Origin of the sequence: Floridaenema fluviatile BLCC-F154 (assembly GCF_041929135.1) — a bacterium.
Lineage (GTDB): Bacteria > Cyanobacteriota > Cyanobacteriia > Cyanobacteriales > Aerosakkonemataceae > Floridanema > Floridanema fluviatile.
This window is the reverse complement of sequence record NZ_JBHFNS010000058.1, coordinates 18,993-35,900: the sequence shown is the minus strand read 5'-3', so window position 1 is coordinate 35,900 and position 16,908 is coordinate 18,993. Positions and strand designations below refer to the sequence as shown.

General features: G+C 38.0%; 15 protein-coding genes and 1 pseudogene. 8 read left to right on the top strand and 8 right to left on the bottom strand.

Annotated features, from left to right (window positions below; all coding sequences use genetic code 11):
- Positions 1-32 precede the first annotated feature (32 nt).
- The 8 genes and pseudogenes from ACE1B6_RS14615 to ACE1B6_RS14580 all read left to right on the top strand — a co-directional run bounded on the left by ACE1B6_RS14615 (position 33) and on the right by ACE1B6_RS14580 (position 8,460).
- A complete protein-coding gene (locus ACE1B6_RS14615) occupies positions 33-1,088 on the top strand; it encodes a glycosyltransferase family 2 protein (RefSeq protein WP_413257973.1) in 1,056 nt (351 codons plus the stop codon).
- Entirely contained in the window at positions 1,085-2,305 is a 1,221-nt protein-coding gene (locus ACE1B6_RS14610; protein WP_413257972.1) for a glycosyltransferase family 4 protein, read from the top strand. Before ACE1B6_RS14615 ends, ACE1B6_RS14610 begins: the two co-directional genes overlap by 4 nt.
- Before the next feature lie 38 nt (positions 2,306-2,343).
- The gene (locus ACE1B6_RS14605) at positions 2,344-3,375 is read left to right on the top strand and encodes a glycosyltransferase family 2 protein (RefSeq protein WP_413257971.1); all 1,032 of its coding nucleotides are present in this window, start codon (positions 2,344-2,346) and stop codon (positions 3,373-3,375) included.
- A 9-nt stretch (positions 3,376-3,384) separates the two neighbouring features.
- A complete protein-coding gene (locus tag ACE1B6_RS14600; RefSeq protein WP_413257970.1) occupies positions 3,385-4,740 on the top strand; it encodes a glycosyltransferase in 1,356 nt (451 codons plus the stop codon).
- 126 nt (positions 4,741-4,866) lie between these two features.
- Positions 4,867-5,472: pseudogene (locus tag ACE1B6_RS14595) on the top strand (class I SAM-dependent methyltransferase); the annotation flags it as partial.
- A gap of 106 nt (positions 5,473-5,578) precedes the next feature.
- Complete coding sequence (locus ACE1B6_RS14590) at positions 5,579-6,415, top strand: hypothetical protein (RefSeq protein ID WP_413257969.1); 837 nt, start codon at positions 5,579-5,581, stop codon at positions 6,413-6,415.
- Between the two features lie 30 nt (positions 6,416-6,445).
- On the top strand, positions 6,446-7,588 hold the full coding sequence (locus tag ACE1B6_RS14585; RefSeq protein ID WP_413257968.1) for a glycosyltransferase family 4 protein: 1,143 nt from the start codon (positions 6,446-6,448) through the stop codon (positions 7,586-7,588).
- A gap of 20 nt (positions 7,589-7,608) precedes the next feature.
- Complete coding sequence (locus ACE1B6_RS14580; protein ID WP_413257967.1) at positions 7,609-8,460, top strand: FkbM family methyltransferase; 852 nt, start codon at positions 7,609-7,611, stop codon at positions 8,458-8,460.
- A 40-nt stretch (positions 8,461-8,500) separates the two neighbouring features.
- On the opposite strand, the gene ACE1B6_RS14575 is transcribed toward ACE1B6_RS14580, so the two are convergent.
- The 8 genes from ACE1B6_RS14575 to ACE1B6_RS14540 all read right to left on the bottom strand — a co-directional run bounded on the left by ACE1B6_RS14575 (position 8,501) and on the right by ACE1B6_RS14540 (position 16,858).
- Complete coding sequence (locus ACE1B6_RS14575) at positions 8,501-10,006, bottom strand: PP2C family protein-serine/threonine phosphatase (RefSeq protein ID WP_413257966.1); 1,506 nt, start codon at positions 10,004-10,006, stop codon at positions 8,501-8,503.
- Positions 10,007-10,200: 194 nt separating this feature from the next.
- On the bottom strand, positions 10,201-10,620 hold the full coding sequence (locus ACE1B6_RS14570; RefSeq protein ID WP_413257965.1) for an ATP-binding protein: 420 nt from the start codon (positions 10,618-10,620) through the stop codon (positions 10,201-10,203).
- Positions 10,621-10,830: 210 nt separating this feature from the next.
- Positions 10,831-11,163, bottom strand: coding sequence for an anti-sigma factor antagonist (locus tag ACE1B6_RS14565; protein ID WP_413257964.1), 333 nt, complete (start codon positions 11,161-11,163; stop codon positions 10,831-10,833).
- 68 nt (positions 11,164-11,231) lie between these two features.
- Entirely contained in the window at positions 11,232-13,355 is a 2,124-nt protein-coding gene (gene glgX, locus ACE1B6_RS14560) for a glycogen debranching protein GlgX (RefSeq protein ID WP_413257963.1), read from the bottom strand.
- A 93-nt stretch (positions 13,356-13,448) separates the two neighbouring features.
- Positions 13,449-13,781: an anti-sigma factor antagonist gene (locus ACE1B6_RS14555; RefSeq protein ID WP_413257962.1), complete on the bottom strand. Its 333-nt coding sequence runs from the start codon at positions 13,779-13,781 to the stop codon at positions 13,449-13,451.
- A gap of 110 nt (positions 13,782-13,891) precedes the next feature.
- On the bottom strand, positions 13,892-15,715 hold the full coding sequence (locus ACE1B6_RS14550; protein ID WP_413257961.1) for an AGE family epimerase/isomerase: 1,824 nt from the start codon (positions 15,713-15,715) through the stop codon (positions 13,892-13,894).
- A gap of 65 nt (positions 15,716-15,780) precedes the next feature.
- Positions 15,781-16,407: a DJ-1/PfpI family protein gene (locus ACE1B6_RS14545; RefSeq protein WP_413257960.1), complete on the bottom strand. Its 627-nt coding sequence runs from the start codon at positions 16,405-16,407 to the stop codon at positions 15,781-15,783.
- Positions 16,408-16,444: 37 nt separating this feature from the next.
- Positions 16,445-16,858, bottom strand: coding sequence for a nuclear transport factor 2 family protein (locus ACE1B6_RS14540; RefSeq protein WP_413257959.1), 414 nt, complete (start codon positions 16,856-16,858; stop codon positions 16,445-16,447).
- Positions 16,859-16,908: the final 50 nt, after the last annotated feature.

The following is a 16,908-nucleotide window of genomic DNA, read 5'->3' as shown; positions in this document are numbered from 1 at the left end:
GTCATAATTTAGGTTGTACGGTAATGGTTTAGATGAGGCGAAAAATTATGGACTGGAATAAACTGGCGGAAAAAGTTGGATTACCAGAATATATTGAGTTTCCCAAAATTGACCCTGTTCCTGAAGGAGTAAATAGACCTTTTTGGTCGGTGATGATTCCTACTTATAACCGGACAAAGTTACTAGAAGAAACTATAATCAGCGTACTAAAACAAGCACCTAGCCCGGAAGAAATGCAAATAGAAGTGATAGATAATTGTTCGCCAGATGTAGATACAGAAAAAATTGTTGAAGAGATTGGTAAGGGTAGAGTTTCTTTTTATAGACAATCGTATAATACTGGTCAGATAGGTAACTGGAATACTTGCATAAATCGCGCTCGCGGTCATTGGGTTCATATTTTACACGATGACGATCTAGTTTTACCTGGTTTTTATAACCGTCTGCAATCAGGTATAGAAGACGAGCCAAGTTTAGGTGCGGCTTTTTGCCGACACATCTACATGGATGAGGATGGTCATTGGCAATATTTATCACTGCTAGAAATGCGAACATCGGGGATTTTTACTAATAGTTTGGAACGGTTGATAATTCCGGGTGCGATTCAATGTCCAGCGATTGTAGTCAAGCGAAATACTTATGAAAAATTAGGTGGTTTTTATCCAAATTTTAAGTATATGTTTGATATGGAAATGTGGATAAGAATTGCTCTCAACTATCCGCTTTGGTATGAACCTCAGCCACTTGCCTGCTATCGTTCTCAAACATCAATATCGGGAACATCTGCTTTACTGAAGTCTGAAATACCTATTACGGAAGGATACAAGTTGCTGGAGGTTTTAAACTCGTATTTTCCAGAGTCTAAAGCTAATACAGTATTGCCACAAGTTAAAAAAGCAATTATTATATTTTTGATGGATATTATTAGAAATAATATCCATCAAAATAATTTGAGTACAGCATTTTATCAAAATAAAGAATTGCTCAAATACGATTTTTCTGGGAGAGTTAGAAAGGGAGTATTTGGGAATTTGATTTTAATGGGAAAACGCTGGATTAATGAAATTAAACATAAATTTGTTATATGAATGTACTTCAAATTAATCAGTTGGATATTGGAGGAGGTGCGGCGATCGCTGGATATCGCCTCCATCAAGGTTTAGTTAACCAAGGAATTAACTCCCGTTTATTAGTGGGAATCCAAAAAACTAGTAGCGATCGCGTATCTATAATTCCGCAAAAGCCACGGATCGAAAACCAAATTTTTCGCTTTAGTTGGAAGCTCGGTTTTCACTATGTACATATTATAAGTTCTTTTGATATTCCTAAACATTCTTTTTATCAGGAAGCAGATATTTTAAACTTTCATAACCTGCATGGTAACTATTTTAATTACTTGGCAATTCCTTCATTAACGGAGTCAAAGCCAGCCGTTTATACGCTGCATGATATGTGGAGTTTTACGGGACATTGTGCTTATAGTTATGACTGCGATCGCTGGAAAATTGGTTGCGGAAAATGCCCTTATCCAAATACATATCCATCGGTAAATATGGATAATACTCACATCGAATGGAAGTTAAAAAATTGGGTGTATAGCCGAGCTAATCTCACAATTGTTACTCCGAGTAAATGGTTGACTGAACAAGCAAAACAGAGTATGCTGAAGCAGTTTGAAATTCATCATATTCCTTACGGAATTGATACAGAAGCCTATCAGCCTCTCGATCGAGAATTGTGCAGAAAGTTACTAGGAATACCAAATAACAAAAAAGTGTTGATGTTCGGCTCTGTAAGTGTCAAAGATCCTCGGAAAGGTGGAGATTTAATAATACAAACTCTGCAAAAGTTCCCGGCAAGTTTGAAAGCGGAAATTGTGCTGTTGACGATCGGAAATGACAGCGAAAGCATTGCTCAGGAAATTGGGATAGAAAGCTTACATCTTGGTTATGTTAGTAGCGATCGCCTAAAATCCATTGCTTATTCTGCTGCCGATCTGTTTATTTTCCCTACCAGAGCGGATAATTTACCGTTAGTGCTACAAGAAAGTATGGCTTGTGGAACACCAATAGTTTCTGTTAAAATAGGTGGTGTTCCTGATTTAGTCCGTCCCGGTATTACTGGTTATTTAGCTGAGGTCGAAAATGTCCAAGATTTTGGCAATGGGATTAGAGAAATTATGGAAGATAGAAATTTACGGGAATATATGAGTGAGCAGTGTCGTGCGATCGCCATCCAAGAATATTCTCTCTTAATTCAAGCCCAAAGATACATTGAACTGTATAATAAAATTTTGCAAAAATAGACAACAAGTTCTAAGTCCTTTGTTTTGTTAACACAATTATGCCAGCAATAAATAAAGCCTTAACATTAAAAGACCTACCTACTCCACCATCAGATAAAATAGGCTGGCCTTGGACAGAAGAAAATCAACCATTACCAGAAAGAATGCCTGATGGTTCAGAATGGCCGCGAATTAGTATTGTGACTCCTAGCTATAATTATGGACAATTTATAGAAGAAACCATTCGCTCAGTCCTGTTACAAGGCTATCCAAATTTAGAATTTATTATTATTGATGGTGGCTCAAATGATAATACAGTCGAAATCATTAAAAAATATGAGGAATATTTCGCCTATTGGGTAAGTGAAAAAGATCGAGGACAGACTGATGCTATTAATAAAGCCTATCAGCATTGTACAGGAGATCTGTTTGTTTGGTTAAACGCTGATGATTCATATATTGAAGCAACAATTTTGCAAAAAGTAGTTAATTATTACTTACAAGGTTATCAATTAATTGCCGGAGGTTGCCAAGACACCTATACACAAGAAAATGGAAAAAATGATATATATTACAGCTATCCCACCACATTTGAACGTTATCTCAAGTTCTGGATATCAAATTGTAACTACACACAACCATCAGTCTTTGTCACCAAAGAAATAGTAGATAAATGTTTTCCTTTAGATTGGCAACTCTATATATTGATGGATTATCAATTTTTCTTGAGAGTTCTTAGTCAACAACCAAAGTCAATTTATGTAAACCAAGCTTGGACAAATTGTAAAAAACATGGTCTAAATAAAACAATGTCTGATTACCCAGGAGGAATATCAGAATTTTATCAGGTAACTACATGGGAATCTAAAAAATTACCTTTATTGCAGCGATATCTGTTTTTAAATGAATTAAAAGATTATGCAGTGATTCATTCTCTACTGGACAATTTTAACTCTCTGACACCAATGCAGGTACTTTCATCTTTAGCATCTCGTCCAATCATAGTACGCTGGCCTCTTTTTTGGAAATTACTGCTAAAATATAGTATTGGGACAAAGGCTTACTCATGGCTAAAAAAACTGGCAAATTAATATATTGATATGCGAAATAAAAGGATAATTTGTCTTTGTTATGACTTTCCTCCTCTATTAGTAGCTGGTGCAATCAAAATAGAAAAGTTACTGAAAATTCTGCAAAAAACTTGGCGAATAGATGCGCTAACATCGGTCAAAGATGGACAAGGAAATTCAGAACTATCAGTACATTTTGTGAGAAAAGGGAAACCAGAATATTTATACAAATTAATATACAAATTAAGGCTTTACAAGTTAATTAGTTTGTTTGTTTGGCCTGATGATGTAATCTTTTGGATGTTACCTGCTGTACTGAAAGCCAGAATGTTAATCAAGCAGCATAAGCCCAGCGCTATTGTTGTCTTTATTATGCCCTATGGTGCTGGGATAGTTGGCATTATCCTTAAATGGATTACAGGATTACCCCTAGTGCTGAACTTTGATGACTCTTATACTTGTACCGATATGAATCCAGGGTTTGTTACTTGGTTTCATTACAAAATGTCTATATGGCTGGAAGACTTATATGTTCGGCAAGCTGATGCAGTAGTTTATGTATCTCAAAGAAATTTGGAAGCTGTTAAGAATCGCCAACCTGCGAATCAGCACTCAAAATTCTACCTAGTTCGTTGTGGAGCAGAACCAGAAGAATTTACTTATTCAAATGTTGATAATAATGACTCATCCCAATTGTTTAAAATTACTTATATAGGTGCAATGGTAGCTTGGTTTGAGTTTGAGCCAAATCAAAAAAGTTATCCCTGGCTCAGAAAGTTGTTGGCAGCTTGGAATCAGCTAGGAAGTTACGAGTTAGTAAAACTTGATATGAGAAGTCATAGCCCAGTTTTTATTGGCAAAGCTGTGAAACAGGCGATCGCACAAAACCCTGAATTACAGGGCAAAATCAAAGTAGAAATTTATGGCTCCACCTATCCCAAATCACTCACTGATAGAGTACTGGAGTCCCAAGGAATTGCAGATCTTGTAGAAGTTCATGGAACAGTTTCTCATGCAGAAGCAATTCAAATAGCTTGCCAATCTGATTTACTATTTTTAACTTTACCAGATAGACCAGATGGTTCACCAGGAGGACGTATTTCAGCGAAAACTTATGAATATTTGATGACTGATAAACCTATTTTAGCAGCAGTTCCTCAAGGTGAAAACTGGGATTATTTAGAGGATAAACCAGGAGTTTGGTTAGCTAAACCAACAGATGTATCTGCAATGGCAAAAGTTGTTAGCGAACTGGCAAGTGCTAAATTTACAGCTAAAGAAGTTAAAATCGATCGCCACTACCTTCGCCCTGAACTAAGTTATGAAAATCGCGCTCAGGAATTTAATCATGTAATAGAGCAAGTACTTGAAAAAGCTAGCCAATAAATCAAGAGGAAAATATGAGAAAAAGCGAATATTGTTATGCTTGTCAATCTAAAAAAATCGAAACTATTGAAACTATTCCAACTATCAAAATTGCTGAAGTTTGGTTAAAAACGTGGCGAAGGGTACTTTTTAGAACTTGCAGCTAGCAAAGGACATAATATAGTCGGAATTGATTTTAATGAAGAAGCTATTAAAGTTGCCCGAACAAAAGGCTTGGAGGCATATATTGGAGATCTCAAAGAAATGAGAAAATACACTAATAAACAATTTGATGTAGTGGCATTTTTTCATGTAATTGAACATCTAGAATATCCCGAAAAATTTTTAGCTGAATTAGCAGAAATGATGCCTATTGGTTCAAGTCTACATTTTTCTTGTCCGGGTTCAAAAACATTTTCTAGCGAATTTGAACCAGAAAATAAAGTAAAATTAAGTAGTATGTGGGACTATCCACCCCTTCATCAAACTCGTTGGAATAAGAAAGCAGCAAATGAAATTCTTTCAAGGTTTGGTTGGAAATTAATGTATTATCGAGAGGAGCCATTTAACTGGCTTGGCATCTCCACATTCCTAGTCGCTAAAAACCTGCTTTTAAAAGGATTGAACCTTTCTGATATATCACCCATAGCTTTCAAGATAAAAGTCGTTCAAAAAATGGGACAAATCTTTATTCCCTCGGTACTAAAACAATTAAAAGGGATGAGTATGTATTGTATGGCTGTTCGTGAGTAATTAATGAGGTATACCAAATTTTTTAGATTACCTTTGTTAAGGAGGTAAGTAAAGGAGATACAATAACGAAACAAATTACCAGTTTCAAGAAACTTAACTGCAAACAATGGTAAATTTTGGCTACCGTGCAGCCCGAATTCAGGGTAATCTGATTCGTGCAGTCTATCATGCAGCACTTCCTTGGATAGTAAAGCGTCCGATTCTTCAACCCGAAAAAGTTGGGATGAGAGTTTACTCTTTTTCATGCGATCGCGATTTACCCGAACAAGTAGCTAGCATTCGTTCATTCATTCGTTATGTAGGTATTCCCCAGCAATTTACTGTCGTTTCTGACGGTAGTTATTCACCTACTAGCTGTCAGCTACTTGAAGAAATTAACCCCTGCGTCAAAGTACTAGAGTTAAATCAATTCATTAAAAAAGACCTTCCTGAATCTGTATATAAGTATGCTGATATTCATCCTTTAGGTAAGAAACTTGCAGTTTTAATTTCACTCCCTGTTGAAAAAGTAACCCTTTACGCTGACTCAGATATTCTCTTTTTACCCGGTGCAAAAGAGTTGTTAAAAATCACCAAATCACCTGACTTACAACCCCGATATTTAGTAGATTGTGCTACTGCATTAGACGAAAGGTTGATTGAAAAAAGTCTGCTAAATCTTACCTCTGTAAACAGTGGATTTATGATCCTAAAAAAACCATTACACTGGGAAATTCCGCTGCAACGATTAACCAATTTAACAGAAAAACCTAATTACTTTAGCGAACAAACTAGCCTGCATTTGGCTATGCACTACAATCAAGGTTTACCATTACCCCCAGAGCAGTTTGTTGTCAGTCGGGATGATGAATTTGCCTATCAAGATAAACATTACAATTCAAACATAGCCTTGAGACACTATGTAAATCCAATCAGACATAAATTTTGGTTTCACGGTAATTAGATGAAAACAAACCAACCCTTAAAAATACTCATGATACTTCACGCACCTTGGGAGCGAAATTTGGGTGCGTCACGAGTTCAATTAGAACTAGCAGAAGAGTTCCAAGCAATGGGACATGAAGTAGAGAAATTTGACTTTTTCGATGCCTTTCCTCCTAACAAAACACCTTTAATAGAAAATTTAACCCGTCCCAAATTCTCCGAAAAAGCTAAAGCTTTTGTGCAGGGGAATGCCGATCGCTTTGATATTATTGACGCTCATCAAGGCGACTTACCTTTTTCTAAACAAGAACTAGGGATTACAGGTTTGTTAGTTGCTCGTTCTGTCGGTTTGTATGCCTTTTATGAAGAATTTACCAACTTGGAAAAAACTAAATGGCCTCCCAAAAAAAAGAGAACTCGGATTAAAAATTGGTTGCGTTATTGGGAATCAAAACAAGTAAATTATGAATGTTTTCGTAGTTTACAAACCTGCGATTTAGTCAATTTGCCGAATCATGATGAGCTCAACTATGTGCGTGATGTTCTAGGTTTAGATCATAAAAGTTTTGTTTTTCCTTTTGGGCTTTCCCGACAACGACAAGAAGCATTCGCTCAAGTTATCCAACCTGCCACGGTACGTTTAAATAATCAACAAGTGGTTTTTATTGGCACTTGGGGAACGCGCAAAGGTTCGAGAGATTGGGCGGAAATTATTAAAACTGTAAAAGCGCAAGTTCCTGATGTTCGTTTCTTATTTTTAGGAACAGGTTTTAGTGCTGAATTTGTGTTAAAAGACCTGAATTTAACAGCAAATGAAAGTGTTGAAATAATTCCGCAATTTACCAGCGATCAATTGCCCAATTTGTTAAGTGGAGCTACAGTAGGAGCATTTCCTAGCTATATAGAAGGTTTTGGTTTTGCTGTATTAGAAAAACTAGCTTGTGGTCTTCCTACTGTAGCTTATGATGTGCCTGGACCAAGAGAAATGCTGAGTCATTTCGAGGAACAATTTATGTTTGCTCCTGGAGATAGTATAGGTTTTAGTAATCAAATAATTAAGCTACTCACTTTAGATGAAATCAGATATTCTCAGCTTTCTCAACAATGTGTGGAGGTAGCACAAAGGTTTTCTTGGCGAAAGATTGCTGAAGAGACATTAAAAGTTTACACTGAGTTTTTAGGAAAGTTGTAGTGACACACAAAGAAAATAATATGAGTATAAAGCAAGGGTTAGTTAGGAAATTTATTAAATTTAATTCTTCGATCTTAGGTGAGCAGAATTCTCTGGGAATTCTCAAGTATTTACTGCATATTTTGCCGCCTAAGTATGCGGCTCCAATTAATTGGTTAACTCTGGCTGAGTTTCCTTTAGATTCGGAAACAGAATTACTATACAGTTACGGTTCGCCTCGCAAGTTTCCTCAGATTAAACTTAAGGTAAATCCCAAGTGTTTACACGCGAGATTTTTTGTGATGAGTGGGTACTATGAGGAGTTGCTTACTAAAGAAATTTTATCGGAACGAAGGAGGGGTTTGCTAGTTGATATTGGGGCAAATTTTGGTTATTACTCGGTTTTGTGGTTGCAAAAAGAGGGAACTAGAGTTATTGCGGTTGAACCTGTTACCGAATATGTGGAATTATTGCATGAGAATTTAAAAGATTATCTGTCGAGATTTGAAATTTTTCCGGGGTGTATTGGCGATCGCAACGGTACAGCATTCTTAGACACCTTGGGAGATCCGACAATGTTAACTAAAGTAGTTACAGATGAACATCAAGAAGAAGAAGGGGTTAGGCGATCGGAAATGCTCACCCTAAACTCCCTCCTAGAAAAATATAATGAACACAGTATTGATGTTTTAAAAATTGATGCTGAAGGATACGATTTGAAAATACTAGAAAGTTGTAAATCTCTATTCGCTGCCAAAGCGATAAAAACCGTTTTTTGGGAAACAGCAAACAGTGCAGAAGAAAAAGAAATGATGAAATTTTTAGAAAGTTTAGGCTATAGCAAAATTTTAGCAAAGGGGGCAACAGGTTATGAACTAATTGATAACAACTAAATTAATTCATGTTACCTGTATTTACCCCCAGAAGCAACAACTATTTCATCCAACGGATTGCCAACATAGTAATATCATCAAACTGGGTTGCTTCTCCAATATGTAACCGCAAAGTTTCATTTATTCTGCTCAGCAAAGCATCAGCAGAAGCCGCTGGTTTTTCTACTAAAGTTAAGAGATTTTTTTCCTTGAAAAACTCTCCTGTAGGACTATGTGCTTCCGTTACACCATCTGTGTAAGTTAACAAAATATCACCCGGTTCTAACTGCACTTTTTCCAATTTAAACTTAACATTTTCCATCATGCCTACTGCTGGCCCAGTTTTGGACAGGCGTTGCTTAATTCCCTCCGAATTAATAATTATGGGAAATTCATGACCACCATTAATATATGTTAGTACGCCTGTTTTCGGATTCAAAACACCAAAAAACATGGTGGCAAACATAGATAATTGACAGTGAATTTTGGCTATGTAATTGTTAGTTAAAGATACGGCTTTTAAGGCATCTACTTCCGCTGAGTAATCAGGTTTTAGTGGGTTAATAGCACAATTTTCTTTGATTTCCAAATTTAGGACATCTGACTCTTGTAATTGAATTTGACCGGAAAATATCCGAATTAAGCTGCGGAACAAAGCCATAAATAGTGCTGCACCTACGCCTTTGTCACAAACATCAGCAATTACTAAACCCACATAACCGCCTGGAAGTTCAAAGGCATCATAAAAATCACCAGCTACATCTCTTGCTGGGGAAAAGTATGCGGCAATTTCCCAACCTGCGGGTTGAATTAACCGATCGGGAAGAAAATCTTTTTGAATTTGTTTACCTTTTTCTAATTCATTTTCTAGTGCTTTTTTAGTATTATCTAACTTGGTATAAAGTTGGACATTTTCTAAAGCTAAAGCGATTTGATCTGCTGTTACTTCCATCAAATGCGCGTGTTCAGAAGTAAAGTGTCCAGGTTTCGAGTGCAGTAATGTGAGAATTCCTAATAATCTGTCGCCGCGGAGAATGGGAACAGCTAATGCTGAACTGACTACGTAAGGTTGATTGGGTAAATCTACCCAGCGATCGTCCTTTTTAGTATCACTAATTAATCCAATTTCCCGGTGACGACTTACCCAACCTGCTAATCCATCCTTCAACACTAAACCAATTAATTTCGTACTTTCCTCTGGGGTAGCACCTTCGCGAGTCAAAATACTAGCAACAACAGCACCGCTGCTGTTGTAGATGAACAAACTACCTCTTTCTGCACCAGTGAGTCGAGTAGACACGACCATTGTATTTTTTAAGGTAGCTGTGAGCACTTCTTTTTCTGAGGAAGATCGCGCCATCGCCACCAAGTTTTCTAACAGTTCGCTTTGTGCATGATAAGCAGCTTGTGCAGTTCTCAGTTCATTTATTTCTTGGCGCAAAGATTCTAGTTCTTGGTGTAGTTGTTCTACAGATTGATTTTGCACGATCATACTCACTTGTGCCTCTAGTTCAACTTGTCTTTTTCTTGATGCTAAAAATATTGCGATCGCCTTTAGAGAATTCAAGCTTCCTAGTTAATTTATTATTTCCATTGTAATCTATTGCTGATTCACTGCTGCAAGTTTTTAGATTTTCCGCCAAATTCTACTATAACAATCTATTTGCTTTTTCCGATAAAACGTTTTAATAGCGATTAATTTGTCGAAGAGGTAGTAGAAAAAACTCCCACTACCCTGCACCCCAACTTGCTACCAATCACTTAATGAAGATTGACGATAAAGATGTTGCGATTGCGATCGCCAACTCTCTCATACAAAAATCGATCCACACCTTGAATCGCCAGATAAACTCCTAATCCGCCAATCGGTCTTTGTTGCATAGGCAAATTAATGTTTTCTTCCTCTACAGCTAATTTTGTTACTGGATCAAAAGCACCAGCATTATCCTCCATTTGGATTGTTAAACTAGAATCATCAATCTTCGCTTCTAAATGCAAATTCCCTTGTAAATTCGCTTCTTCATAGCCGTAAATAATTACATTTGTGGCAATTTCATCTACAGCTAGACGCAATCTATAAGATGCCTTTTTATCCAATCCAGCAGCGGAAGCAGCCGACAAGACATATTTAGCAATCTCACTCAAAGAATCTAAAGTTCCGGGTACAGTTAAATGTTCCATAGTATAAAATTTGCCAGTAATCAGCTGGTAGGCATTTAATTTGCATATTTAAAAAATCTCGGAAAATCTTCAAAACCTCTGGGCTATTTTATAACTGTGATAGAAAGCCTTGGGATGGGGATTCCTTATGAGTAAATAATTCAAAGATCGACAGTTTAGTTAGTGGTTAGTTCTAGTTTTTCTCATCACCAACCACTAACAATTAATCCTTTATCCTTTTTCGATCGCTGCTAGATCGTCAACCACAATTACACTTTGGATAAATCCGGTTTTATCCAAAGTTTCCACTACCATTTCCTGTGGCTTAACTACATAGATATCACTGTGGGCTCCCATTTTTTGTTTAGTGTAAATGAGGACCCGCAAACCAGCACTTGCCATATACTCCAAGTCTTCCATCATCAAAATCAGAGTTTTGACATTTTCCGCAGCAGCCTTCTCAACTTCTGCCTTAAAAGTTGGTGCAGTACTAGCATCCAATGTACCAGTTAAAGTGATTGTAGCTGTGCTATCTTTGGTTTCCAAAGTTGCAGTAAAAGCCATAAATTTCTCCTGTTTTCTAGATGATTTTTCAAAAATTAAGCAAGGCAAAAAAGTTAAAGTTTCACCTGCTACTTACCTACCAGGATAACGACCGATCGATCGCCCACCAACAAACCCGACTGATTTTCCAACAAAGGTTCCTTACCAGGTTCACAAATATCACCAGGAGAAGCAACACCAGTATTAGCAAAAACGTGCCATTTCATCCCATCTTTTAACCCAGGAACTTCAAACCATAGCGTTTCCCAGTGCATATTCATGGCAACATAAACATAGTTATCTTCCACCATTCCCGACTTCGCGTGTTTGCCGCACAACATAAAAGCCAGAACCCGACTAGAATCAGACCAATCAGCATTCCAAGCTGTTGTTCCATGCCAAGTAATATCGGCATAGCCACTATTTTTGTAATCCTGATTGCTAAAGTGGTACTTACTCCTTAGTACTGGGTGGGCGTGGCGGAAAGCAATGCAATTCTTAAAAAAGCGGAATAAATCGGCATTTTTATCCAAAAGCGACCAATCCAGCCAATTTAACTCATTATCGTGGCAATAAGTATTATTATTCCCATGCTGAGAACGTCCCACCTCATCGCCCATTAAAATCATGGGCACACCAGTAGACACCAACAACATCGCCACAGCATTTTTCATTTGCCGTTGCCGCAAAGCATTAATACCCGGATCGTCCGTCCAACCTTCCGCCCCACAATTCCAGCTATCGTTATCGTTGGAACCGTCGTTATTGTTCTCCCCGTTAGCTTCATTGTGCTTGTAGTTGTAGGAAACCAAATCAGCTAAGGTAAAACCATCGTGGGCAGTAATAAAATTAATCGAAGTTGCCGGACCTCGACCTTCCCAAGCATAAAGATCCGGCGAACCTTGCAGACGTTGCGCCATATCGCCCACTCGCCCCGGATCGCCTTTGAGGAACTTGCGAATGCCATCGCGGTATTTGCCATTCCACTCCGCCCAACGTCCGTAAGCAGGGAAAGAACCAACTTGGTAGAGTCCGCCAGCGTCCCAAGCTTCCGCAATTAACTTACATTTTGCCAAAATTGGGTCAAAAGCAAGAGTTTCCAACAACGGGGGATTTGCCAAAGGTGCGCCCCAAGGATCGCGCCCTAAAATAGAAGCAAGGTCAAAGCGGAAACCGTCAATGTGATATTCACTTGCCCAGTAACGCAAACAATCTAAGACGATATTCCGCACGATCGGATTATTGCAATTTAAAGTATTGCCGCAACCGCTGAAATTAAAGTAATAACCTTCCGGTGTCAGCATATAGTAGGTTTTATTATCAATTCCTCGGAAAGAAATTGTTGGCCCTTGTTCATTGCCTTCTGCCGTATGGTTAAATACCACATCAAGAATTACTTCAATCCCGCTTTTATGCAGGTCTTTAACTAATGCTTTAAACTCATCTACCTGCATTCCTAATTTACCCGTTGCGGCATATCCCGCTTTTGGGGCAAAGAAACCAACTGTACTATAACCCCAATAATTTACTAATAATTCATTGGGATTACTAGGATTCGGACGGGAATTTTCAAACTCATCAAATTCGTAGATGGGCATTAATTCGATCGCATTCACACCCAACTCTTTCAAGTAAGGAATTTTCTCCCGAATTGCCGCAAAAGTTCCCGGATGTTTCACCTTTGAAGAAGAGTGACGAGTAAAGCTACGAACGTGCATTTCGTAGATCACTAAATCTTCCGGGGAAATTTCTAAAGGTCGGTCATTTTCCCAATCAAAATCATCAGGAACAATTCTAGCCCGATGATGATAAACATCATCCCAATCTGGTGTTTTTCCCCAAACATCTCGACCGCCAATCAGTTTAGCATAAGGGTCCATGAGAACCTTACCAGGGTCAAACCAATGACCTTCTTGAGGATTGAAAGGCCCCTCCATGCGATAACCATATTCGATATTTTCGTAATCTAAATCGAATACAATCATGCAAAAAACATTACCAATCCTAAACTCATCAGGAAAGGGAATTTCTGCCATTGGTTGTTTGGCGTGTTTTTCAAATAACACCAAAGTACAGGATTTGGCGTAAGAGGAAAAAATCGAGAAGTTGACTCCGCCAGGGACTAGAGTTGCACCAAAAGGGAAAGGTCGCCCAGTGCGAAGTTTAAACTTGCCGTAAGTGTGGGTAGGATAACTATCAATTCTTAGTTCCATGTAGATAGTTTAATGGTGAAACTTCATTTTTACTTTGTCATTTTTCTAGCTAATTAATCAAGAACTCTGATAAAAATCGAAGCCAAAATGACATTAACTTAATGTTTTTATGCCGTTGTCAACATGGTCGCAAAATACGAAAAAATCGGCAAACCCAGTCACAGACATCGTATCTTGAATTTCCTCAGAAACTCCGACTAATACCAGTTTTCCATCGTTTTTTTTGACTTCCTTAAATAAAGACAATAACACCCGTAACCCAGCACTAGAAGTATAAGAAACTTTAGTCATATCCAACAGAATTTTACTTTCTGTTTGAGCTAAAGGTAAAACTTTTTCTTGCATTGCTGGCGCAGTACTAGCATCAATTTCACCCGCAAGTTCTACCACGGTGACATTTTGCGAATTTTTGACATTAATATTCATTGTGCTTAGTTTCCCCGATGATTACAGCATTTGGTAAATGCAACAAAATAAGAGTAATGAGTTTTGAATTAACGATTTATTTAACTCAAAACTCATGATTTTTCTGTTCCCTAGCGAGGAACGATATGTACTTTAACTTTGACTTGTTGCCTAGTGTCTGGTAATTTCACAGTCAAGGCTTCAGCATCAAAATTATTGTATTCTTCTCCGTCGATCCAAACTTTACCAATGCTAATACTTCCCGGAGGTAAAATATCTGGAGAAACCCGCAAGATATTATCTTTAAATGCTCCTGGCATTGGCTTAAAGTAAAAGTCCATTGGGTATTTGAAGATCAGCAAATTCTGATAAATTGCTGATAAATAGCAGAGTTCTGTTGAGTGATAAGCACTCATTGAGTGACTACCTTTAAAGCGTTCTGTACCCATCAAGAAAGGTAAGCCATTTGCTAAAGTATTGAAGTAAATTCCACCGTCATCATGATCGAGGAAGTGGGCATTATAGAAAGCAGAAGCTTCACGGGCGTGGCGCAAATAATCAGGTTGTTTCAAAACACCATTGAGAATTAAGTAAGCTAAAATTGCTTGTTCTTGTTGCCACCATGCTTTGCGATCGTGCCACACAAAACGATAATGTTCTTCCCCAGGATCTAACACCCGTTCTACTACATCGTACCAACCACCACGTTGTTTATCGCTACCCACATCTGGCATTAATTGAGCAATCTTTTCTGCCAAACTAACATATTGATCCTTGGGTTTTAAGCTTTGCATCCGCATTAAATTCCAGGCAATTTTTAAATTATGCCCGATCACAGCACGGTTTTGTTGCCATCCCCATTCCTGATCTTTGCTCCAATCTTCGTGGAACTTTTCTTGCACAAATGGACTATTTTCGTAATCCGGGAAATATTTTTCAATGGTGTCAAAAGTATACTCCAACATATCAGCATACTTTTGTTCGCCAGTTGCCAACCACAAATTAATTAAATAAGCTGGAGCATGATCGCCAACTGAGTTCCAATTTTTCCGAGCCCGGTTACGTCCTAAAGACTCAGCACGGGGATCTAAAGTAATTGGATCGATGTGAGAAAAATAGCCGCCTTTCTCTTTATCTAAGTAGAATTTGTCAAACAAATCTACCGTCATTTCCGCATCTTTTAAAATGCGCGGGTCGCCTGTAATTCTATAAGTTTGAATTGGCCCAGCTAAAGCATAAATTTGTTCGTAAGCTGGGATACAATCGTAGTCGTCGCTAAACTCAGAAACTAATAGTTTTTGTTCCCGTTTTCCTTGAACTTTAATCCCGTGATACCAGTAAATTAAATCTTCATCGGGATCGTAAAACCTCATGTGTTCCCGCAGATAGTTGCTACCTTTTTCCGCAGCTTCTAAAAAGCGGTCTTCTCCTGTTAATAAATAAGCAGAAGCTAAACCATAAACCATGCGGGAAATCGTATCAGTTTCTTGCAGGTAATCATCAGCTTTTTTCGCCCCAGCTAAATTTAGCATGGTGCGATAGTTATGATAATCAATTTCCGTTTCGGGATAATCAAATTGCCATTTTAAATAACAATCTGCCAAGGATTTAATTTGTGCTACCCACCAGTCTGGTTCTTCGTGGCGATACTTGTTAGGTGCTTCTCCAGGGAACACAAAAGATTTTACTTCAAATTTGTGTCCATCACCTTGAGGATAGAACACACCGTAAGCAAAAATATGTTGTCCAGGTGTGAGTAATTCGCCTAATCTTTGGGTAGCGTCGATGTAGGATTCACCCAAATTTTGAGCAATTCTGCCCCAAGCTGTTGGTGTTAAATATGCTGTGTATTCTCGCCCATCTGATGTTTTAATGCCGAAGCATTTATTGTGGCGATCGAAGTGAGTTATATATCCCCCGATCGTATCAGAAAAGGTAAAATTCATCCGTTCCATTGGAATTGCCTCCTGGATAGTTGAACAAAGTGACTAAAGCTAATAACCCAGTGGAAATTTAAAGTTTATACCCCGACTTTTTGGGCTTTTCCGGTTTTCTCAATCTCCGCAACGAAAGCTTCCATGAATTCATCGACTACCCCAGGATGCTTCCCTGTAATCAGATTATCATCAATCACTAAATCTGCGGTTACATCACCATCAAAAACCACATCTGCCCCCGCATTTTCCACATCACAAACAATGTTATGGGCGCAAGTAACTTTACGACCTGCGAGTAAATCTTTGTCAGCACATAACAACCACAAACTATGACAAATTGTGCCAACTTTTACATCTCCAGCACTCATAACTTTTCTGATAAATGCCACTGCTGGCGCTTGATTTTTTTCGCCTTTCTTGACATTTACCTGATACCTTAATCGATCCATTGCATAAGCACCGATGCAAATTATCCCTTTATAATCTGCCGGATTGATGTCATTCACTTCTGTAGTAACCGTGACATGACATTCAATTTGGTCATTTTCAGGATTAGAACCAAAAGTTATAGCAGAATTACCCCACAAATGAGAGATATATTCTACTTCATAACCTTGTTGCGGAAAGTATTCATTGAACTTTTTATATTCAGTTGGGTCAAAATGTTCTTCAATGAGTACGCCGATTTTACCTTTAGTTTGAGTTGTCATTTTTCCAAACCCCTTATTGATGACTATTTACTAAATTTTACGGAGCAAACACAGGAGAAATATCCATGTATACTCGCAAATCGCTGAACAGTTCGCCTTTCATGCGAATAATATCTGTACAGGGAAGTGTCACAACTTTTCCATCATGACGAGTGTAAGTCACTTCCATTTCGCAGACAACTATATCTCCCATTTCCCACATTGATTTAATGTCGTGGGTGACAGATTTCAGTTTTTGGCGAAAGGCAACCGAAGATTCCTGAATCGCTTTACGTCCAACAACTGTTGGCGCATTAGCAAATCGAAAAGATGCGTCTTCCGTAAAGTAAGAGGCAAATTCATCAGCAGTTCTGGTAGTAGTTAGAAACCGTTGAACGATATTCGCCCTATCTCCCGGAAAAATCACTGATATTGAAGTTTTTCCGCTTAGTTTTTTTTGCTGTTCAGTCATTGTTTTTATCTGCTAAGACTGGTGTGTAAAAACCCGGTTTCTTAATTGAT